A 21105-nucleotide genomic window follows, 5' to 3' on the forward strand; every position below is an offset into this window, starting at 1 on the left:
AAACGCCACTTAATTAAGTGGCGTTTTTATACGTTTTATAAGCTATTTATAGGGTTTCTTTAAATAACTTATAGATACGGCGGTATTCATCTAACCAGCTTGATGGCTGCACAAAGCCATGTGGTTCAACTGGGAAGATAGCCGTTTCAAAGTTTTGTTTTTCAAGTTCAATTAATCGCTGTACTAAACGAACTGAGTCTTGAAAAAACACGTTATCGTCAACCATAGGTGCATTAATTAATAAGCGCTTGTTTAAACCCTCAGCGTAATAAATAGGCGAGCTGCGCTCGAAAGCAATGGGATCTACATCAGGGTGGTTTAAAATATTAGCCGTGTAAGCGGTGTTGTAATGCGCCCAATCGGTTACTGGACGAAGTGCTGCCCCCGATTGAAACAGCTCAGGTGCAGTAAATAGCGCCATAAAGGTCATAAACCCGCCGTATGAGCCACCGTATGTACCTACTGCGTTAGTATCAACATTGGCGTTTTGCGCCATCCATTTTACGCCATCTGCTAAATCTTGCGTTTCAGGTGTGCCCATTTGACGATAAATGGCAGTACGCCAATCGCGGCCATAACCTTTAGAAGCGCGGTAATCCATATCCATCACTATGTAGCCTTCATCGGCAAGTAATGAATGAAACATAAACTCTCGGAAATACACAGACCAACCCATGTGTGAGTTTTGTAAGTACCCTGCTCCGTGGTTAAAAATAACCGCTTTACGGGTTTTGCCTGATTCACCTTCTACATAGTCACTTGGGTAATACACTTTTGCGTAAATTGGCTGGTCGGTATGACTCGATGGCACAGCAACAATTTTAGGTGCGGTGAGCTTTTTAGCTAAAAACTCATCTGACACCGTATAAGTTAAACGTGTTGCCTGTGTATTGGCTTTAGCATCGGCAACATAAAGCTCTGTTGGCATTGTAATTTTAGAGTGCTTAAGCAGCAATTTACTTTCATCCGGGCTTAGCGTGTAGTCGGTCATACCGTTTAGATCAGTAATTTGCTCATTTTTACCAGTCTGCGGGTTAACACGGTAAATTTCGTAAATACCTGGGTGCTCTACGTTTGCCTTGTAATAAATAGCGCTATTATCATGAGTTAACGTAATGTCCGATACTTCAAACTGGCCACTCGTTAAAGCGGTTGCTTTGCCATTAAGGTTTTTTTTGTAAAGCTGGCTATAGCCCGATTCTTCTGAGAGGTAATATAAGGTGTTTGAATTATGTAACCAGCCAAAATTGTTAAATGCGTAAGCTATCCACGCATCATCATGTAAGCGGTGCTGCGATACAAGCTGGTTTTTATCAAAGTCGATTGTGGCTATCCAGCGGTCTTTGTTATCCCATGCTTCTAGCATAATAGCGACTTGCGTGCCGTCATCATTCCATACTATGGGGGCTTGGTTTAAACCCCAATTAGTAATTAAGTTAATGCCACGTGGTGACTTTTTAGATTTATACGTTTTACCCTCTCGCGCGTAGTTTTCTTTTTTAACCTCAGCTAAAACATCTTCATCAAAGCCCGGTAGCGTATCAAAGCTCAGTGGCGTTTGTGTTTTATCTACAAGATTAATGTGTATTACACGTGATGTTTGCTCTTTTGCATCAGCAACACGACGGCGCACTTTTTTAGGTTCAATGGTGGCATCATCGGTGATGTAGTTGGGCATAATATCGCTTTTATCACGCCAAGATTGCTGCTTTTGCAGAACAACAATTAAAGCATCGCCGTTTGGAGATAGCTGAGCTTCTTTAATGACGTTGCCATCACCTAAGTAAAAAGCAGTGTTAGCAATAGAGCTATTTTGCGCGTTTATTTGCTCATTGCGTGTTTGACTGTCCTGTTTGTTTTTATGCTGTAGCGCCACAAATTCAATTAGCTTGTGCTGCTCTTTGGCTAGGTAACTACTTGGCTCTTGTAACCCTTTTGGTTCATCTGCCAATTTTAAGTTAACAAGCTCTGAAGTTAGCCCTGTTTTTAAATCAACTTTAAAAAACACATTACCTTGGCGGTAAACTAAATCACCATTATTTAAAAACTGTGGTTTAGACTCGGTTGCAGAGGTGGCCGTTATTTGTTTAAGTTCACCTGTAGTTAGGTTTTTAACAAAAACATTGCCTTTAAACGTATAAGCTTGAAGTGCTCTATCAGATGAATAAACCGCTTTAGAAGCGCCTATGGTATGTAGCTTATCCAGTGATACCTGTTGAGCATTTTTACTATTAATTTGTTGGCTATAAATATCGTTTAGGGTGCTGCCTTGCTGCTTTTGAGCATAAATAATGCTAGCTGAATCACTTGCCCAGTAGGCATTTTTAGGCTGGTTACCTATCCAATCAGGGTTTGCCATGGCTTGTTCTAAGGTAATATTGTGTGAGCCAGCATCAGCAGGTGTGTTTACAGCCGCTGCAACGGGACTTGCTGGTAAAGCGCTTTGCTGTGATAAAGAGGTATTAGCGGTAGCACTACAACCTGCAAGCATAATGCTTGAGGTTACAGCAAGCGCTACTAATTTTTTTGATGACGATAAGTTAAAAATCATAGTGCTTCTGAACGGTTATTATAATTGAACCGTATTTAAGCAGAAGCACTTGAGTTATTGCAATTTTTTAAGATGAATAACACATTTGCACGGTAAAGCAGAGTTTACTCTATTAGCAAATCTAGCCACACCAATCGATGATCGCTCGATGCGTTTCTGTCTTTTATTAATCTATATTGCTCGCTGTTTTTAGTAGGCCAAAACACGCCGCCGTCTTTTATTTTAAACCCATAGGTAGAAGGTAAAACATAATCTACACGTGCTTGCCAATTAGCGGTAAAGTGCTTTGCGTATGGCTGCGGGTATTGCTCTTTAGCACCGGCGCTTTGCGGCATAAATTGCGAATTTATAAGTGGGTTATTTAAAATTTGATTGGTGGTTTCAATCCGTGCTTTATCCCCTTCAGGTGCGGCGTTTAAGTCACCTAAAATTACAAACCGCGAGTTTGCATTTAATCCGCCTTTTTGGCCCTTATCATCATAAATATAAGGCTGATTAGCGACATAATCAGCAATTAATCTCACTTCATCGTGGTTACGTTTGCCGTTTCTGTCTTCATCACCATCAAATACCGGTGGTGTTGGGTGCGAAGCAAGTACATGGACTGTTTTATTGTTTACGACAACGGGTACATCCCAAAATGATTTAGAGCTGAGCCTAAGCGCTTGCCATTCTTGCGTGTTATACCAATTTTCTTTTGTTTTAGGGTCAATTGGCATTTGCGCATCAGGCATATCTTTATATTTAAAGGTTTGTAATGTACGTAGTTTTTCAATATTAATTGGGTATTTAGACAATACAGCCATGCCATAATGCCCTTCAAAAAAACCAAAGCCTTGTGCATCCCCCATTACTTTTGTTTTTTTACCGTTGTTATCAAGGTCAAAGTCAGTCGCTAAGCCCGTATTCACTGGCGCTATAAAACTGTATGGGTAATCAATTGGTGATTGTTTATTTTGACTCACATTTAAAAAATGGCGTTTAAAATAATCAATACCTTGTGCTTTTGGTACGTAGTCAAACTCGTTTAATAAAATAATATCAGGGCGAACACGCTGAATTATTTCGGCAATATTTTTTATTTGCTGGTGGTTTGATTTTAGTGCATTAACAAGTGCATCAGGGTTAACTTGCTCGCCTTTTGGCGTGTGATTAGTCGCATCCATACTCACGTTAAAGGTGGCAATACGAAGGCTTTCGCTGGCTGTAGCATTTAAACTAAATGAAGCGGCAGTGGCTAATGCGCCATAAAGTAATTTTTGTTTCATTTTTTTACTTCAAAAAATTAAAAAATAGACTTTACCAGTATTACACAAGTAATACCTATTTTTATGACAAAAAAATACCGGCTAAAGCCGGTATTAAATTACGCTACTCACTTAGCATGAGCGCGGTTGCGGCTTTTAAAACACCGGGGTAGTCCTGCTCAGGAAGGTAATCGGTAAGTTGCCCAAGCTTATCGGCTAAATTATTAATGCTATCAGCAGATACATTAATATGCCCCATTTTACGCCCAGGTTTTGCTGCCTTTCCGTACCAGTGGCTAGTTACATCACTAACGTTTAAAACCTCGGTAGGAATACATCCTTGACCCAACACGTTAATCATGGCGGTAATATGTTTAAGCTCTGTATTACCTAGTGGTAAACCTGCAACAGCGCGCATATGGTTTTCGAACTGTGAACAATGGCTGCCTTGCTGTGTCCAGTGCCCAGAATTATGAACCCGCGGCGCAATTTCGTTAACCAGTAAAGTGCCGTTTACATCAAAAAATTCAATGGCAAGTACGCCAACGTAATTAAGCTCGTTGGCAATTTTTGTAAATGCACTATGGGCTTGCTGCTCAATCAGTGTGTTATTTTTACCTGCAATCGATAATGTAAGCACGCCGTTGGTGTGCTCGTTTTCAGTAATTGGGTAAATAGCTACATTACCGTGTTTATCGCGTGCGCCAATAATAGAGACTTCACGGTCAAACGGGATCATTTTTTCAGCAATAATACTGTGCGGTGCATCCTGAGTGCCTGAGGCAATAAAGTCAGCCATTTCAGACCAAATTTGCTCTATTTGGTCATCTGATTTTAAACGCCACTGGCCTTTCCCATCGTACCCTGCTTGGCAGGTTTTAATAACTAGCGGCTTGCCTAGGTTTTTAACTGCTAATTCTAAATGCGCTTTTTCTGTGATCAGTTGATACGGCGCACATGCAACGTTTGTTTTATCGAGTAACGCTTTTTCTAGTGCGCGGTCCCCACCGGTTTTAATGGCGGCTTTTCCTGGATAAAATTTATTACTGTTACAGCACAATGTTAGTACATCATCAGGAATGTGCTCAAACTCAGCCGTAATCGCATCAGCGTCACTAATTGCTTGCTCAAGTGTGGTAGTGAAAACTTCACCTGTTAGCGGGTGCATAATCTTTTGGCTGCCTACATCGTACGCAACCACATTTAAATTAAGGGGGGCGCCTGCTAGGCTCATCATTCGCGCAAGTTGGCCGGCACCTAAAATTAAAATTTTCATTTTTACTCTGCAGGATTAGGGTTAGCTAAAATACTCTCGGTTTGCTCTTTACGAAATGCTTCAATTTTTGCAAAAATCTCTGGGTTTTGGCACCCTAAAATTTGTGCAGCTAGTAAACCTGCGTTAGCAGCGCCTGGCTCACCAATGGCAAGTGTACCTACGGCTACACCTTTTGGCATTTGGCAAATAGACAATAACGAATCGACACCGTTCAAGGCTTTAGATTTAACCGGTACACCAAGCACAGGAAGCGATGTAAATGCTGCTGCCATGCCGGGTAAATGTGCAGCGCCACCGGCACCAGCAATAATCACTTTTATGCCACGATCTGCGGCTGAATTTGCATAATCTGCAAGAAGTTGAGGAGTGCGGTGCGCAGAGACCACTTTTGTTTCGTACTCAATACCAAATTTTTCTAGCATGAGTGCTGCGTGTTCCATGGTTGGCCAATCTGATTTAGAACCCATAATAATGCCAACAGTCATAAATACTCCTCAGTAATGTATTTTAAAAATAGCGGACTTATGTCCGGTTTTAGGCGGGTATTATACCCAAACCAAGTTTAATTGCGACTCACAAAAACAAAAAAAGCCATGTTTAAACATGGCTTTTAAAGAGATTCAATTACAAAGCGATTATACTTCTTTGCTCGCTAGGTACTCACTGTAGTTGCCTCTAAAGTCAATCACCTGGCCGTCTTTAATCTCCCAAATACGGGTAGCAACTGATGATACAAACTGACGATCGTGCGAGACAAATAATAATGTGCCTTCATAGGCTTCTAATGCAAGGTTTAACGCCTCGATTGATTCCATATCCATGTGGTTTGTAGGTTCGTCCATTAACAGTATATTTGGTTTATGCATCATAATTTTACCAAATAACATACGGCCTTGTTCACCACCTGAAATAACTTTTACAGACTTTTTAATATCGTTTTGCGAAAACAACATACGCCCTAAAAAGCCTCGGACCACTTGCTCGTCGTCACCTTCTTGTTGCCATTGCTCCATCCACTCAAACAAGTTCATATCTTTTTCAAACTCGTCAGCATGATCTTGCGCATAGTAACCAATGTTCGCATTTTCAGACCATTTAAACTCACCCGTTTTAGGTGCCAAACGCCCTGCAAGTGTGTTTAGTAATGTTGTTTTACCAACACCATTTTCACCGATAATGGCAATTCGCTCGCCAACTTCCACTAAGCCTTCTAAATTTGAAAACAAGGTATTGTCTTCAAAGCCTTGGCTAAGGTTACTTATCTCCAGCGCGTTACGAAATAGTTGTTTTTCTTGCTCAAAGCGAATAAATGGAGACTGGCGAGAAGAAGCTTTCACTTCTTCTAGCTGAATTTTATCAATGCGTTTTGCACGCGAGGTAGCTTGTTTAGCCTTTGATGCGTTTGCAGAAAAGCGTGATACAAACTGCTGTAGTTCAGCAATTTGGCTTTTCTTTTTAGCGTTTTCGCTTAATAGGCGTTCACGAGCTTGCGTTGCTGCAAACATGTACTCATCGTAGTTACCTGGGTAAATACGAAGCTCACCGTAATCAATATCGGCCATGTGCGTACATACTGAGTTTAAAAAGTGACGGTCATGCGAGATGATGATCATGGTGCAGTCGCGCTGATTAAGTACATCTTCTAACCATTTAATGGTGTAAATGTCCAAGTTATTGGTAGGCTCATCCAGTAACATAATATCAGGATCAGAAAACAGCACTTGCGCAAGTAATACACGTAGTTTAAAACCTGGCGCTATTTCAGACATTGGGCCGTAATGCTGCTCAGTACCAATACCAACACCTAGTAAAAGCTCACCGGCTTTAGACTCTGCAGAATAGCCGTCCATTTCGGCAAATTCAGTTTCTAAATCGGCTACTTTCATGCCATCTTCTTCGCTCATTTCTGGTAATGAGTAAATGCGGTCGCGCTCTTGCTTAACATCCCATAATTCTTTATGACCCATGATCACCGTATCAATTACAGAGTATTCTTCGTAAGCAAACTGGTCTTGGTTTAGTTTAGCCACGCGTTCATTTGGATCTGTACTTACGTTACCTGAAGATGGTTCTAATTCACCACTTAGGATTTTCATAAATGTAGATTTACCACAGCCGTTTGCACCAATTAAACCGTAACGGTTTCCTTCGCCAAACTTTGCAGATATGTTTTCAAATAACGGTTTAGCACCAAATTGCATGGTGATGTTAGCTGTACTAATAATAGCGCTACCCTCCAAGGGGACATGATGTATTTAAATTGCGCGCAGTTTAAACTAAATACAGCTTTTTTTCTATGAAAGTTTAAGGTTGAAAGCACACGAACTGTACCCTATTCCACTCATTAAATACCTAAATTAATCCCTAGCAAAGAGTGCTTAAAACGTGATTAAGTCAGTGAATGCTTATTCAACTAAAAAATGAGCTTATATAAAATATAACATTTCAATTTATGCGCCATTTCACAATTTTACTTGCCACTAATAAAGCCATTTAACTTAATAAGTCGATTGTTTATCGCAAAGCATTTTATAAAACAGATAGAAGCGTATATATTTATGATATAAAATGCTTTTTAGAGTTTTTACACTAGCGTTTTATTTTTATTCAACTTGAAAAATTCTCATTTCTAGCGCAGTTTGATCGCGCGTTTTTTAATCCTATTTAACTAGCTTTTAATCAAATAAAACCCATTCCTTAACAGTATAAAAACACCATTAACCTCCAGTGAATATTTATTCATATTAGAACCTAATTTCAATGATAATTTTTCACTTTTGAGCCCATAATGGCTTTGCTAGTCTCATCCTTTGAAAATTTAATCTCATATTTAAAGTTAACACACACAAGGCATCACAAATGATTAAAAACTTTGTAACCCTGCTATTAGGAACAAGCATTGTAGTCGCGCCAGCGGTTTCAGCAATAGAGCTCTATAAGGACGATAAAAACACAATTAAAGTAGGTGGTTACCTTGATGTGCGCGTTATTAATACGCAAAACCAAACCGAAGTGGTAAATGGTACATCGCGTATTAACTTTGGGTTTACTCGAGAACTAAAAAAAGACTGGTCGGCACTTGCGCTAGTTGAATGGGGTGTAAACCCTGTTGGTAGTAGCGATATTATTTACAATAACCGCTTTGAGTCTATTCAAGATGAGTTTTTATATAATCGTTTAGGTTATGCTGGCCTATCTCACGAAAAATACGGACAAATTACCATTGGTAAACAATGGGGAGCGTGGTACGACGTCGTTTACGGCACCAATAACAGCTTTGTATGGGATGGTAATGCTGCGGGTGTTTACACATACAATAAAGACGACGGTGCAGTAAATGGCACAGGCCGCGGTGATAAACTAATTCAATACCGTAATAGCTACAATGATTTTAGCTTTGCAGTTCAGGCACAGCTTAAAAACAGCGAATTTTATACCTGTGATGTTGATGATATTTCTGAAGATGCATGTGAAGCCCTTTGGAATAGTGGCGACAGTGCAGCCCAAGTAGTTGAATTTAACTACACATTTGGTAGTTCTGTAACTTATAACGCAACCGATATGCTAACGCTAACAGCGGGTATAAACCGTGGTGAATTTGATGTTACCTATGGCGATGGCACTACACAAACCGTTGAAGATTTAATTTTTGGTGCCGGTGTTATGTGGGGCAGCATTGAAAAGCCAGGTTTATACGTTGCTGCTAACATTAATAAAAGTGAAAACCACGATACGGATAACCTAGGGCGCTTAATTAAGGACTCTATTGGTGTAGAAACGTTTATGTCGTACCGATTTGACAACGATGTGCGCCCTTTTGTCGCTTATAACATTTTAGACGCTGGTGACGACTATGTTATTCAACCAAACTTTAATGCAGATCCTAACGATGTATTTAAGCGTCAATTTGCTGTAATTGGCGTTCATTACTTAATTGATGAAAACACCATTGCCTATGCTGAAGCACGTAAAGATTTTAGTGACTTTGAAAGTGACGATAAAGATCAACAAGCGCAAATGGAGCAATCTGAGGACGATGGTATTGCTATTGGTTTTAGATACAAGTTTTAACTTACTCGCTCAATTTTTAAGCCCAGCAATTTAGCTGGGCTTTTTTATGCCATACTTTTTGAATTTGTTGTCTTGAATTAAGTGCAATCTCAACAAATGCATCAACTGCGGCGTTGGTAAGTGTTTTTTTAAATTGGATTTCTACTGGAATTTGCGTAGTAATATCGTTAAGTGAAATAAAATGGCACCCCGCACTGTACAACTTGCGAACGCAGTATGGTGCAATAGCTACCCCAAGCCCTGCTGCTACCTCCGTAACTAATGTTTGCATATGCCTAGGTTGGCTAATAATATTTGGCGAAAAACCAGCTTTTTTGCATTGCATAATGGTTTCATCAAACAGGCCAAGCGCTTCTTCACGGTTGAAAATAATAAACTGCTCGTTTTTGAAAACCGCTAAATCAATACTGTCGGTAGTAGCAAGTGTATGGCTGGTATTTACAATAGCGACTAAAGAATCCACATAGATACAGTGACTAAAATATTCATCAACAATTGAAACCGGTAATGGCCGTGAAAACGCAATATCTATACGCTCGTTTTTAAGCGCTTCTATTTGCTCTGTGGCTGTCATTTCAATAAGTGTAACGTGAACGTTTGGGTATTTTTCTTTGTAGCTACGCACAATCGCTGCCATAAATGTTAAACATGCAGAGCTTAAATGGGGAATGGTGAGAGAGCCAATCTGGCCGATGTGGGCACGTTTTACATTTGTTGTCGCTTGCTCTGTGAGCGCAATAATTTTATTAGCATCATTTAATAATTGCTCCCCGGCTTCAGTAATAACTACTTCGCGCGAGTTGCGAACAAACAAACTTACACCTAGTTCGGCTTCAAGACCAGATATATGCCTGCTTATTGCGGGCTGCACTGTATGTAATTCTCTCGCCGCAGCAGAGAAGCTCTTATGTTTAGCCACACTAATAAAACTTTTTAGTATTTTAATATCCACAACTACACCAATAACAAAACTGTATAGATTCAATAAAATAATAATATTTTTGTTATTTCACAAAAAGTTTTATTGTTTACACATTAATTAAACATGGGTATTAAGTATGTCTAGGGTAGAAACTAGTAATCATATAAGTCGTTTTTTATTATTGTTAATGACAAGTGCCATTGCTGCAACCGCCGCAAACTTGTATTACAACCAACCTATCCTGCCCTTAATAAAAGAAGCGTTTAATTTAAGCGACGCGCAATTAGGAAGCATTCCGGCATTAACACAGTGTGGCTATGCCTTTGCACTTTTATTCATATCTCCCCTTGATGATTCAATCCCAAGGCGTAAACTAATTAGTGTTTTATCTACTTTGTTAGTCTTAGCATCGCTTGCTGGCGCACTAGCGCCTAACCTTATAGTGTTGCTTATTAGTGTTTTTTTAATCGGCGTAGGTGCCAATATTACACAGCAACTTATTCCTTTTGCGGCATCAATGGTAAGCGCTGAAAACGAAGGCGCTACGCTGGGTACATTAATGATGGGGTTAACACTTGGAATATTACTTTCCCGTACGTTAAGTGGTTTTGTTGGTGAGCACATGGGCTGGCAAAGTGTTTTTTATATGTCGGCGTTATTAGCCACCTTGTTTGGCGCCCTACTTTATGTATTTTTACCCGTTAATAAACCACATGCTAATTAAGTTACTTAGCGCTTATAAAAAGTAGTTTAAGTTTATTTAAGCAATACAAACAACTGCGTATGTTTACGTTTTCAGGCGCATTTTGGTTTGCCGCTTTTATTGTGCTTTGGTCAACCCTTGCAATTTATGTAAGCGATGAGCCATTTAATTACAGTTCGCAACAAGCTGGATTATTTGGCGTTATAGCCCTTGCAGGAGTTATAGGCGCAAAATTAGCGAGTAAGTTTTTAAATAAGCTTGGCTCTAAAAACGTTATTGCACTATCGCTTAGATTAATTGCAATAGGTTTTGTAATTACCGGACTATTTGGTAGCAGTTTAGTGGCGTTAATAGTTGGCATTATACTCATAGACTTTGGGGTGTTTAGCGCGCAGGTATCAAACCAAGTGCGGGTATTTAGTATAGATCCAAACGCACAAAGCAGAATAAACGGCATTTATATGCTGGGTTATTACATTGGTGGAGCCGTTGGCTCTGCGGCAGGTGTAAAAGCATTTGATTTATAAAAATGGGATGGCGTAATTGCCATAAGTATTATTTTTATAATTATGAGCGCTCTTTTCAATGCCCTTGCTAAAAAAGCGTAACTTATAAATTAATTGGAGCAACGATGAATTCACTCAAAGCGGCCGGCAGCTTTACCTTATTATGTATTGCCAGCTTAACCATAATGGTTGGCACTCTTTTAGCGCCTGGCTTAGTTAGCATTTCAAACGGTTTAGGCATTACTAATAACACTGTACTTTTAATTACATTACCTTCTTTAGGTGCTGTTGTATTTGCGCCAATTGCCGGGCGGTTAATAGATAAATATGGCGCGTATAAGCTTTTAATCATCGGGTTATTTTTATATGGCTTTGTAGGTGCTAGCGGCTACTTTTTATATGGCCCAGCACTTGTATTTATTAACAGATTTATTCTTGGTGGCATAACGGCCATAGTGATGGCTGGCTGCACTGTATTAATTTCTACTTGGTACAAAGGTGAAGCTCGCTTAGGCATGATAGCCAAACAAGGCATGGCTATAGAACTTGGCGGTGTCATATTTTTATTTTTAGGTGGGTATTTAGCTTCAAAGTTTTGGGGTTTGCCACTGGCGCTTTATTTAATTGCCTGGGTATTTTTAGCCATGCTTTTGTTTTTTGTTCCAAGCAAACATAAAGCAAGCAACCAAGTGGAAGAACACGTAACTGAAAATACCAAAACCGTTATTGGCGCTTTTAAATTAAAAGGGGTTTATATAGTTTCTACCCTCGCAATGACTATATTTTTTACCTCGACCGTTTTATTACCTATTACTATGAGTGCACTTGACTATAACGAATCCCAAATTGGCCAGTTACTGGCGTTTATATCGTTAGTAGCTGTAGTTACTGCGGGCGTAATGCCTAAAGCAACTAAGCTAATTGGCGAAACAAACGTACTGGCACTGGCGTTTTTAGGATTTGGGTTATCGTATGTATGCTTTAACCAACCAAGTACCTTAGTTTTAATTTTAGGTGCAATATTAATAGGGATAGGTTTTGGGTTTAGTATCCCCCTTTTGAACCATATGACGGTAGAGCTAAGCTCTGAGAATGTTCGCGGTCGTAACTTATCGTATTTTACTATGGCGGTATTCTCTGGGCAGTTTTTTACCTCTTTTATGGAATATATACCTGGGGGGATTCATAATGTATTTATTATTTGCTCCATTTTAAGTGCCATTGTAGCTGTTACCTTATTTGTTAAAAATAAAAAGCAAGCAGCTGAGTAGAACATTAGTTAAAGTTAGTTAAAGCTAAACTCATGAGAGCTGAACGGTAATCCCTCAGCTCTCTGATTATCTACTTAAAAATATAATTAGTAGTTAAGATAGATACTAAATCAAATTTAGTATGATGTGTTCTTTTAATGTTCCACCAGCGGTAAAATTTAAATAAGCCTTATTTAGCTTAATCTCACGGTGTTTATTCAAAGCAAAGTCAGGTCGCTAGCCGTATTCATGTAAAGCATTAAGCAATTGGGTTAAGCATAATAACCAAAAAAGCCAGTACTGTATATTGATACAGTACTGGCTTTTTAAAACTAAATACGCCTTACCTTTAAAAAAAGGCTAAAACTACATAAATAACAAAACATTAGGTAAATAGTAAACGAGTGCATGTTAACTTAATAATATAGCAAACAGCGTTAACTGTATAAATATACAGTTAACGCTGTTTAGTTAAGCTTTGTGCAAACTCTTTATAATCAATAAGTGCTTTAGCCACACTTTGCTTAGGGTTGTCATTATGTTCTGCGTTTGGGTTAACTGTGCTATTCCACATTAAATTAGCGTTAGGATTTGCGTTAAGCGTTGCTTCTAAATTTTGGAAAGCCTCAACATTAGCGGATGCTCTGCCCCGCCAACCGTTAAATATAAAAATGTAGGAGCTTTAATTTTTGGGTTATTTGTTTTTAAAAAGTCACTAAAGCATTTAACAACACTCATATCGTCGTACCAAGCTGCAGGGCTAAATGCAAAATACCCATTAAATAGCTCAGGTTTAGTATGCAGTGTATAAAGTACAAAGCTTCCTCCTGCCGAAAAACCACTTAATATACGCTGATCATTCAATTTATAATGGGTTTGCAAATAAGGGAGTAATTCGGCTTCTATAAACTTTAAAAATTTATCAGCCTCACCATTGGGTTCTGGTAGCGTTTGAAGCTCAGGGCGAGGCTCAGTATTTACATCTTGGCGAGCATAAGGAGGCACTAAGTCACGATTACGTGTAGCTTGCCAAAACTTATTAGGGATAGATACTAATATAGCACCTTCCCATTCACCGGCTTTTCTTTGCGCGGTTAACGTTCGATCCCAATTATCTAAATTAAAATTACCGTCTGTTTTAATAATTAATGGGTAAGCTTTACTCTTATCGTAATTGGTAGGGAGTCTAATAAATACCTTACGCGATTCGTTAAGCGCTTTAGACTCTATGGTTATGTCAGTAAACGCCGATACATAATGGTTATAATACCTAATAGCGATAACAGCCAAAGCAAACATCACAATGGCCAAACACACATTTACTAAATGATACTTTGACATTGTAATTGCCATTAGCGTGCCCTCTTTAGCATTTAATCTATTTTTACCCACTGCTTAATTTCAAGTGCGGTCATTATTAGCTCTACAGAAAAAGCGGCCAGTATCATCCCCATTACACGCGTTAAAATAGATGCGCCTCCTGTACCAATTAGTTTTATAATTTTGCCTGACAGCAACAACAAAATTAAGGTTACACCCAACACTGCTAATGTAATTAACGCTGTCCCCATTTGGGTGGTAATTGGGTGAATATGATTATCGGTTAATAATATAACGGCTAAAATAGCCCCTGGTGTCGCGGTAGCAGGTATAGCAAGCGGAAACACTGCAATATCGTGCCCTGGGTCTTGTTTTGCTTTATTAGAATCGCTGCCAAATATCATTTGCAGGCCAAACAAAAATAAAATTATCCCACCCCCTAACTGAAACGATACCAGCCGTATGCCCATCGCATTTAAAATAAGCTGCCCTATTAAAATAGAGCCCAGTAACACAGCCCCTGCATAAAGCACCGTTTTGAACGCAGTTTTACGACGTTGTTGATCAGTTAAATGAGAAGTGAGCGCAGCAAAAAGCGCCATGGTACCTATTGGGTCTATGGTGGCCCAAATAACGAGGGCATCTTGAGATAGTTTTTCTAGCATATAAAATCCTTGTTAAGCGAACACGTTTAAAAAAACTCGGGTAACAAATTCATTTGCTTACGCTTAACTATAAGCCAAATTGGCTATTTTTTATATTGCATTTGTTCCTCTTATGATGAAATTTACTAACGTGTATAATAAAATGCAGCACTAATACATTACTAATTCAGCACTAAACGTGTTTATACCAAATTGAATGCTCACCTAAGCTAAAGCCTAATTTAACTAATAAGTTATGCGAACGCGCATTATCTGCACTTACTTGCGCCGCTAAGTAATTAAGCGGTATAGCCTGCTTAAGTGTTTTAACAAAGCCGGTAATCACCTCAAACATAATGCCCTTATCCCAATACATAGGGTCAAGCTCAAAGCCAATAAACGCACTACTTTTACAAGGCGATAAATTATAAAGCCCGCAGGTACCCATTAACTTGCCGGTAATATTATGTTCAATAGCCACTCTTATCACTTCGCCTTCGTAATAGGCGGTAATATCGTCTTGTATTAATTGCTTAATTTGGCATTTACTTAACGGGGTTTGATAGTCGTTAAATTCGCTCACCTGCGGGTGGTTCAAAATAGTAAATAACTGCGGGGCATGCTTATGAGTAATTAAACGCAATGTAACGCGTTCAAGCTGAGTTGTTTTAAACATTTTATACAGGAGTTAAAAAAGAGCTTTATGGTTAAGCATTATTAACTTACCATAACGTATTCACAAGCATTATCTTTATAGCCAATATTGAGAGCAATAATGAGCGACGATTTTAAAGTAATTCAACCTACCACAACCGTATATTGCCCTAAACGTGGTGAGGGCTGGACCCTAACAGGCATTACTAATATAAACGAGTTTACCTCGGTAATGTTTAACGGCACACGTTATACACTCCCCGCTCGCGAAATTGTAGAAGAGCTGTTACCAAACCAACTCGCCCGAGAGCAAAATAGCTAACGCCCGTGTATAAAAGCAGTAGTGGCTGCCAGTGTGCAGCCACCTAAAGTGTAACTAGTGGCTAAAATGTATCGTCTTCACTGTATACATTTACTTTTAATTCGTCTTCATCTTCAAAAACAACAAACGTAATAGGCTTACAACATACTTGGCAATCTTCAATGTATTGCTCATCAATATCTGCTGCATCTAGCAATACCTCAATACTTTCACCACAATACGGGCAACTTATCGATTTTTCGGTTAACTGGTTCATTTACCACCTGCTACTTTGATCTCAATGCTTTCACTTTAATAAACACACTCTAATAATACAACCGTGTGCTATTCGGGTACTCACTCAAATGTGGCTTAAATTAAAAAGTATTACGTACATTATTCGTAACCTTATATACGCTCACAATGAAATAGTAATAACACTTAGCAGGTCTAGCTATTAAGAATATGTATTTAAACTCAAACTAAAGGTAGATTATCCTATGAAAAAATCACTGAAACTTGCATTAATATCTGCCGCAATTTTGTTTAGCACGTTTACTCATGCAGCTAAAACCGAAAAAGCAGTGTTAGCCGGTGGTTGTTTTTGGTGTATGGAAAGCGACTTTGAAAAACTCGAAGGCGTCAAAGATGTTATATCAGGCTTTACAGGCGGTAAAATTAAAAACCCGACCTACAATGGCAATCATCAAGGTCATTACGAGGCTGTACAAATTACTTACGACCCTGATGTAGTAAGCTACAAAGGCATACTTGATCATTTTTGGGTAAATATCGACCCCTTTGATGCCAAAGGCCAATTTTGTGATAAAGGGCCTAGTTATTTAAGCGCCATATTTGTAGCTAACGAGCAAGAGCGCAAAATAGCAGAGCAAACCAAACAAGCAGTAATAGCGCAATTCCCTAATCAAACAGTGGTCACGCCAATACTGAATGCCAGCACTTTTTACCCAATTAAAGGTAAAGAAAGCTACCATCAGGATTATTACAAAAATAACCCTATACGCTACAACACCTACCGTTGGCGGTGCGGACGTGATGACCGTCTAGAAGAAATTTGGGGTGACAGAGTCACTCATTAAAAGCCTATAGTTAAATGCTTGATAGGTTAACACAAACCCATCAATTCTAATCGGTAATTTTAACCTGTTCTTTTAAATTATCATGCTCTGAAAGTTTATGTTGTTTAGGTATAAAAACCAATACTGTAACTGCTAGTACTAAAAGAAATACAAACCTTAATACCGAAGATGGGATAATAGTTTCTAAAATATTAACTAAAATTATCAGTGGAATTACAGCAACAATACCAATTAATTTATGCCTTTGGGTAAACTCATGGAGCGCCCCGCATTTAGTACACCTATATTTTGTAGACATACGAGCAACAACAAACCAAGCTAATGATATATTCGTTTGGCAATTCAGACATTTTGGCAACATACAAAATCCATTTAAAATTTTTAACGTAACAGCTAACTCTATTTAATCAGCCCATAATTATCAACATTATCTTGACTCTGTTTACTAAAGCAGCCCGTTTATCTACTTTATTAAATATAATAAATTGCACTCCTAGATTGATATAAGCTAATTCAATAACTGGAGTAACATATTATGTCTGCCACCCAATTACAACTTGCTCGTGCTCTAGCGTTACCTTCAAGAGAGGCCATGTTAAATCGTGAGCACTCAGTACAGCATTTTTGGTACAACAACGACCAACTACTTACACAAGCCTGGAAAGAGTGGGAAGAAACCGAAGTAGATACAACCACCTTTACCCTCGACGATTCATTACTCGATAAAAACTTACGTAAAGCCGTTAATGCTGCATGGCAAAACCCATCAAAAGAGCATTTAGTAAAAGCGCTTTTAAAAGAAGTAGCAACAGATGTGTATCAGTTTCAGTTTTTTGACCCTGAGCGTTTAGCCGTTTTACGTGGTTACCTAGAAAAAGTATGGAATGCTAATATACCTCTGCGTCCACCGTACGGTATAGTATTGAACCGCCGCGGTGCCATGCTAGACAAACGCTCAGAGGGTTATTTAGCTGCGCCAAGTTTTCAGGCATTCTATAACCAAATATTAAATATTTATATGCGCCCTATTTCGCGTTTATTATTTCCCGAAATAATGGGTTACGATACGCAAACATTTGGTTTTTCTATTTATTACGACCCTAACACTGATGCGTCTATTCGCCCGCATACTGATGCATCATCAGTAACACTTAATATTAATTTAAATCTGCCAGGTGATGAATTTAGCGGCTCATAGCTTGATTTTTACGACCAAGAAAATGGCAAAGTAGTGCAACTTAGCTTTAAACCTGGCACCGCCATAATCCACAAAGGCAATGTACCACATGCGGCAAAACCGATAACCAGTGGCGACAGAACAAACCTTGTATTCTAGCTTTTTGGCGATAATGGCCGTATACCCGCACCGGGTTCAAAGCGCACAGACATTGATGCAATAGCACGTTGGACTACACCTAAAACAACACCGGACGGCTATACTCCTTTTTAAAGCGGAGTTAAACTTGTCGTCATAAGCACTCATATAGCCCATTAAATTTATTAAATTGTACTTTAATGGGCTATTTACTTGTTACGTAATCACTTAGTTACTATCTTTTGAGTATGATGATTTAAATTATACACCCTAATGAAGTTACCCTTTTTTATAGCAATCACACTACTTTTATTTACTTTTACCAATACAGCAGCGGCTAAACAAAAACTGGTGGTTGGGTTTGGCGAAACACTGCCGCCATTTGTAATATCACATACACATAGTGGCTTAACCATTGATATTATTAAAGCGGCTTTAACGCCTTTAGGGTACCAAATAGAACCACGCTATTACCCCTATACGCGCCGCGCTAAAGGCTACATTACAGGCAGAATCGATGTCATTGCCGATATAAATTTAAATACCGCTAACGGAAACCTACTCAATGGGTATATTTCTGATGAGGCGTACGTATACGAAAATATGGCAATATCTCTAAAAAGCAACAACTTCAACTTTACATCAATAGCAGACTTAGCGAATTTCAGCTTAATATCATGGCCCAGCGCCGCCATTCAGTTAGGCGAAGAATACGCAAAAATGGCTAAATCGAATACGCAATATTACGAGGTTCATGACCAATCGTTGCAAGTAAAAATGCTTTTTTCAAACAAAGCTGATGTCATTCAAATGGATAAACAAAGTTTTGATTACTATCGCTCAACCCTTAAAGGTATTGATACCACACAACCTGTAGATCGTTTCGCGTTGTTTGGTAAAAGCCCAAATGGCTATTTATTTAAGTCTAAAAAGCTACGTGATGACTTTAACTTACAGCTGCAAAAATTAAAAAACTCAGGGGAGTACTACAAAATTTTTGAAAAATACAAACACGCTAATTAATGTTTGTAGTAATTGAGTAAACAAACAAAAATAAAGGCCGCTTTAAGTAAGCGGCCTTTTGATTTTCAGCGAATCAGTGGTCGCTGAACTTTTAGCTTAAAGCATTTTAAAACTTATAGGATGCAGAAAACTTAACGTTTCTTGGTGTACCAGGTTGTACCCACGCATCAGCAAACGAGTTTGTGTAATACGTTTCATCAAACAGGTTATTTACCTCAGCCGTAATGCCAATCGCGTCTGTTACTTCATAATTTACAAATGCACGTGCGGTTGTGTAGCTTGGTAACTCAAAGTCAGTACCAAAAAAGCCATTGCGGTTATCAACATATAATAACCCACCGCCAAATTTTATTGCTTTGCCATGTAGCTCACCCGATTTAACCAGTTGTAAGCTAAGTTGGTGCTCTGGTACGTTTAACAATGGCTCTCCGGCTTCAACGGTGTAGCCAAAGTTAGCATCAAAAAATGAGTTTTCTATTTGAGCATCAACATATGCATACGATGCCCAAATTTCTACACTATCGGTAAGCTTACCCGTTATATCAATTTCTATCCCTTTACTTTGCGCTTCACCAATCGCTGCATAAGTAAACGCTGTAGGGTCGTCTACCACTAGCATGTTGTCTTGCTCTACTTTAAATACGGCAACCGTTCCAAATAACGCGCCATCGTTTAATGTAAATTTAACACCCAGCTCTGCAGAGGTAGATTGGTTAGGCTCAAAACCGTCGCCGTTGGCATCAGCGCCCGAAAGCGGACGAAAATTTTCGCCGTATGCGCCATAAACAGAAACATAATCACTGGCTTCATAAACCACGCCAAACTGCGGGCTCACGCGTGACTCAGTTTGTTTTGTTTTTGTGCCTGCTAAACGATTATTTAAGCGCTGCTCGTAATCATCAAAACGTGCACCAATACGAATATCTAATTTATCGGTTAAGCTTATTTGGTCTTGAATGAAAATGCCTACAGACTCTTGAATTTCTACACGGTCAGTATTCGATGTGGGCGTGGGTAATTCATATGCGCCGTAAACAGGGTTAAATACATTAATGTATTGATCCCCGCGTACACGCAGAATAACTTGGTCGTTTTCAAATTTATCGCTATCTACACCTATAATTAAACGGTGCTCAAAACCGCCCAGCTCAATACTTCCGCTTAGCTCTGCACGCAATACGTGGTATTTGGCATCAAAGTCGCGGTAGCGTCTAAAGCGGTTTACTTCGCCATCTACTACGCCACCAAAACCCGTTTCGGTTGCAAAACCTTCCATAGAAGTATCGCGGTAGTTTGCACCAAACAAAATGCTCCAGTTATCATTAAAGTCATAAATATATTCTAACTGATGCCCCAGTACGTCGGCTTCAATCGGGCCATCCCCCGGCTCGCCTAAAAAGCGACTTTCAGGAATAAGGCCAAGCTCGCCATCTATAGCTAATACACCTCTATCAAACGGTACTTCTTGCTCGCTATATTCAAGCTCGTATATAAGCTGGCTGCTCTCGTTTATATTCCATACTATTGATGGGCTAAACCCTTGCTTTGTGGTTTCTATTGTATCTCTAAAGCTTTTTGCGTCTTGGTAAAAGCCAACCAGTCTAATTGCTACGTCGTCGTTAAGTGGGGTTGTGTAATCAACATCGCCGCGGTAAGTATCAAAACTCCCTACTGAAACTTTAATTTCACCTTCGGTATCAAACGTTGGGCGTTTTGTAACTAAGTTTACTGTGCCACCGGGTTCGCCTCGGCCAAATAAAGCGGCACGTGGGCCTTTTAATACCTCAACCGACTCAATACCCGATAAATCACGCGATCCACCAAACCCACGCCCAGCATTAAACCCATTTACTAAATAATTACTGGGTAAGTTTTCATCGCCGACAAAACCACGTAATGCAAAACTATTCCAAAGCCCACCAAAGTTGTTTTGGCGCGCAACAGAGGCTGATAAATCAAGAGCTTGGTCAAGGCTCACTGCACCTGCGTTTTCAAGCGATTCTAAATCAATTTTAAGCTCGGATTGCGGTGTTTCTAAAGGGCTAAAGTTACCTTGATAAGCTTGGCGAGATGCAACAATCGTCACTTTTTCTATTGCGTCATCCTTTACGCTTTCACTTGGTTGGTTTTGCTCAGCAGCTATAACTTGGCTGCTAAATAAGCTTACTAAGCACGTACTTAAATAAGTGAGCTTAAGCCCTATTGGTTTGGTTTTCATTTTT

At 39.2% G+C, this 21105-nt stretch carries 18 protein-coding genes and 2 pseudogenes; 8 read left to right on the forward strand and 12 right to left on the reverse strand.

Annotated features, from left to right (window positions below; all coding sequences use genetic code 11):
* Nucleotides 1-46: 46 nt before the first annotated feature.
* The 5 genes from CWC17_RS07555 to CWC17_RS07575 all read right to left on the reverse strand — a co-directional run bounded on the left by CWC17_RS07555 (nt 47) and on the right by CWC17_RS07575 (nt 7299).
* On the reverse strand, nt 47-2551 hold the full coding sequence (locus CWC17_RS07555) for a S9 family peptidase (RefSeq protein WP_138612501.1): 2505 nt from the start codon (nt 2549-2551) through the stop codon (nt 47-49).
* Nucleotides 2552-2655: 104 nt separating this feature from the next.
* The gene (locus CWC17_RS07560) at nt 2656-3819 is read right to left on the reverse strand and encodes an endonuclease/exonuclease/phosphatase family protein (RefSeq protein ID WP_138612502.1); all 1164 of its coding nucleotides are present in this window, start codon (nt 3817-3819) and stop codon (nt 2656-2658) included.
* Between the two features lie 103 nt (nt 3820-3922).
* The gene (locus CWC17_RS07565) at nt 3923-5074 is read right to left on the reverse strand and encodes a 5-(carboxyamino)imidazole ribonucleotide synthase (RefSeq protein WP_055014799.1); all 1152 of its coding nucleotides are present in this window, start codon (nt 5072-5074) and stop codon (nt 3923-3925) included.
* 2 nt (nt 5075-5076) lie between these two features.
* Nucleotides 5077-5559, reverse strand: a complete 483-nt coding sequence (gene purE / locus CWC17_RS07570) for a 5-(carboxyamino)imidazole ribonucleotide mutase (RefSeq protein ID WP_138541078.1) — start codon at nt 5557-5559, stop codon at nt 5077-5079.
* A gap of 150 nt (nt 5560-5709) precedes the next feature.
* Entirely contained in the window at nt 5710-7299 is a 1590-nt protein-coding gene (locus CWC17_RS07575) for an ABC-F family ATPase (RefSeq protein ID WP_138612519.1), read from the reverse strand.
* A 634-nt stretch (nt 7300-7933) separates the two neighbouring features.
* On the opposite strand from CWC17_RS07575, the gene CWC17_RS07580 reads away from it, so the two are divergent.
* Nucleotides 7934-9145 carry a porin gene (locus CWC17_RS07580; RefSeq protein ID WP_138541079.1) on the forward strand — a complete coding sequence of 404 codons (1212 nt, stop codon included), beginning with the start codon at nt 7934-7936 and terminating at the stop codon, nt 9143-9145.
* Between the two features lie 16 nt (nt 9146-9161).
* Here the strand turns inward: CWC17_RS07580 and CWC17_RS07585 are convergent, their stop codons facing one another.
* The gene (locus tag CWC17_RS07585; protein WP_138541080.1) at nt 9162-10097 is read right to left on the reverse strand and encodes a LysR family transcriptional regulator; all 936 of its coding nucleotides are present in this window, start codon (nt 10095-10097) and stop codon (nt 9162-9164) included.
* A gap of 106 nt (nt 10098-10203) precedes the next feature.
* Between CWC17_RS07585 and CWC17_RS19745 the strand changes: the two genes are divergently transcribed.
* The 3 genes from CWC17_RS19745 to CWC17_RS07595 all read left to right on the forward strand — a co-directional run bounded on the left by CWC17_RS19745 (nt 10204) and on the right by CWC17_RS07595 (nt 12547).
* Nucleotides 10204-10791, forward strand: a complete 588-nt coding sequence (locus tag CWC17_RS19745) for an MFS transporter (RefSeq protein ID WP_283956916.1) — start codon at nt 10204-10206, stop codon at nt 10789-10791.
* A 59-nt stretch (nt 10792-10850) separates the two neighbouring features.
* Nucleotides 10851-11297: an MFS transporter gene (locus tag CWC17_RS19750; protein ID WP_283956917.1), complete on the forward strand. Its 447-nt coding sequence runs from the start codon at nt 10851-10853 to the stop codon at nt 11295-11297.
* Between the two features lie 104 nt (nt 11298-11401).
* Complete coding sequence (locus tag CWC17_RS07595) at nt 11402-12547, forward strand: MFS transporter (protein ID WP_138612503.1); 1146 nt, start codon at nt 11402-11404, stop codon at nt 12545-12547.
* Nucleotides 12548-12983: 436 nt separating this feature from the next.
* Here the strand turns inward: CWC17_RS07595 and CWC17_RS07600 are convergent.
* From CWC17_RS07600 to CWC17_RS07610, 3 genes and pseudogenes are all read right to left on the reverse strand, one after another.
* Nucleotides 12984-13879: pseudogene (locus tag CWC17_RS07600) on the reverse strand (alpha/beta hydrolase).
* A gap of 20 nt (nt 13880-13899) precedes the next feature.
* A complete protein-coding gene (locus CWC17_RS07605) occupies nt 13900-14511 on the reverse strand; it encodes a MarC family protein (RefSeq protein WP_138541083.1) in 612 nt (203 codons plus the stop codon).
* 172 nt (nt 14512-14683) lie between these two features.
* Nucleotides 14684-15166, reverse strand: coding sequence for a GNAT family N-acetyltransferase (locus CWC17_RS07610; protein ID WP_138541084.1), 483 nt, complete (start codon nt 15164-15166; stop codon nt 14684-14686).
* Nucleotides 15167-15265: 99 nt separating this feature from the next.
* Between CWC17_RS07610 and CWC17_RS07615 the strand changes: the two genes are divergently transcribed.
* Nucleotides 15266-15466, forward strand: a complete 201-nt coding sequence (locus CWC17_RS07615) for a hypothetical protein (RefSeq protein ID WP_055014808.1) — start codon at nt 15266-15268, stop codon at nt 15464-15466.
* A 61-nt stretch (nt 15467-15527) separates the two neighbouring features.
* Here the strand turns inward: CWC17_RS07615 and CWC17_RS07620 are convergent, their stop codons facing one another.
* Complete coding sequence (locus CWC17_RS07620) at nt 15528-15722, reverse strand: CPXCG motif-containing cysteine-rich protein (protein ID WP_138541085.1); 195 nt, start codon at nt 15720-15722, stop codon at nt 15528-15530.
* Between the two features lie 223 nt (nt 15723-15945).
* Here CWC17_RS07620 and msrA point away from each other — a divergent pair, with 223 nt between their 5' ends.
* Nucleotides 15946-16545, forward strand: a complete 600-nt coding sequence (gene msrA / locus CWC17_RS07625; RefSeq protein WP_138612504.1) for a peptide-methionine (S)-S-oxide reductase MsrA — start codon at nt 15946-15948, stop codon at nt 16543-16545.
* A gap of 46 nt (nt 16546-16591) precedes the next feature.
* On the opposite strand, the gene CWC17_RS07630 is transcribed toward msrA, so the two are convergent.
* Nucleotides 16592-16906, reverse strand: a complete 315-nt coding sequence (locus tag CWC17_RS07630; RefSeq protein WP_138541087.1) for a hypothetical protein — start codon at nt 16904-16906, stop codon at nt 16592-16594.
* A 174-nt stretch (nt 16907-17080) separates the two neighbouring features.
* Between CWC17_RS07630 and CWC17_RS07635 the strand changes: the two are divergent.
* Nucleotides 17081-17995, forward strand: a pseudogene (locus CWC17_RS07635) (2OG-Fe(II) oxygenase family protein).
* A gap of 138 nt (nt 17996-18133) precedes the next feature.
* The gene (locus CWC17_RS07640; protein ID WP_138541088.1) at nt 18134-18883 is read left to right on the forward strand and encodes a substrate-binding periplasmic protein; all 750 of its coding nucleotides are present in this window, start codon (nt 18134-18136) and stop codon (nt 18881-18883) included.
* Between the two features lie 106 nt (nt 18884-18989).
* Here the strand turns inward: CWC17_RS07640 and CWC17_RS07645 are convergent, their stop codons facing one another.
* Nucleotides 18990-21101 carry a TonB-dependent siderophore receptor gene (locus CWC17_RS07645; RefSeq protein WP_138612505.1) on the reverse strand — a complete coding sequence of 704 codons (2112 nt, stop codon included), beginning with the start codon at nt 21099-21101 and terminating at the stop codon, nt 18990-18992.
* Between the last annotated feature and the right edge of the window lie 4 nt (nt 21102-21105).

Source organism: Pseudoalteromonas sp. S3785 (genome assembly GCF_005887365.1).
In the GTDB taxonomy this organism is placed as follows: domain Bacteria; phylum Pseudomonadota; class Gammaproteobacteria; order Enterobacterales; family Alteromonadaceae; genus Pseudoalteromonas.